The sequence below is a fragment of the Nocardia sp. NPDC005825 genome (assembly GCF_040630175.1).
GTDB lineage: Bacteria > Actinomycetota > Actinomycetes > Mycobacteriales > Mycobacteriaceae > Nocardia.
Map to the genome: position 1 here is coordinate 1 of NZ_JBEXXC010000036.1, position 1,090 is coordinate 1,090.

Here is a 1,090-nt window from a genome sequence, read left to right on the forward strand (position 1 = left end):
GGCACCCGAGTAGCAGCGGGCCCGTGAAATCTGCTGTGAATCTGTCGGGACCACCCGATAAGCCTGAATACTACCTGGTGACCGATAGCGGACTAGTACCGTGAGGGAAAGGTGAAAAGTACCCCGGGAGGGGAGTGAAATAGTACCTGAAACCGTGCGCTTACAATCCGTCAGAGCTGTAATAGGTGATGGCGTGCCTTTTGAAGAATGAGCCTGCGAGTCATCGGTGTGTGGCAAGGTTAACCCGTGTGGGGGAGCCGTAGCGAAAGCGAGTCCGAATAGGGCGCCCTGAGTCGCACACTATGGACCCGAAGCGGAGTGATCTACCCATGGCCAGGGTGAAGCGACGGTAAGACGTCGTGGAGGCCCGAACCCACTTAGGTTGAAAACTGAGGGGATGAGCTGTGGGTAGGGGTGAAAGGCCAATCAAACTCCGTGATAGCTGGTTCTCCCCGAAATGCATTTAGGTGCAGCGTCGCGTGTTTCTCACCGGAGGTAGAGCTACTGGATGGCCTAGGGGGCCCACAAGCTTACCGAAGTCAGCCAAACTCCGAATGCCGGTGAGTGAGAGCGCGGCAGTGAGACTGTGGGGGATAAGCTTCATAGTCGAGAGGGAAACAGCCCAGATCGCCGGCTAAGGCCCCTAAGCGTGTACTAAGTGGAAAAGGATGTGGAGTCGCGAAGACAACCAGGAGGTTGGCTTAGAAGCAGCCACCCTTGAAAGAGTGCGTAATAGCTCACTGGTCAAGTGATTCTGCGCCGACAATGTAGCGGGGCTCAAGTACACCGCCGAAGCCGCGGCATTCAGACATTATCCCGCCTTCGGGCCAGGAGTCTGGATGGGTAGGGGAGCGTCGTATGGCCAGGGAAGCGGCGGAGTGATCCAGCCGTGGAGGCCATGCGAGTGAGAATGCAGGCATGAGTAGCGAAAGACGAGTGAGAAACTCGTCCGCCGAATGACCAAGGGTTCCTGGGCCAGGTTAATCCGCCCAGGGTGAGTCGGGACCTAAGGCGAGGCCGACAGGCGTAGTCGATGGACAACGGGTTGATATTCCCGTACCCGTGTATCCGCGCCAAATATCGAATCAGT

The 1,090-nt window shown here is 57.2% G+C and carries 1 rRNA gene; it reads left to right on the forward strand.

Annotation, left to right across the window (positions count from 1 at the left end):
- A 23S ribosomal RNA gene (locus ABZ382_RS36530) occupies positions 1-1,090 on the forward strand; the annotation flags it as partial.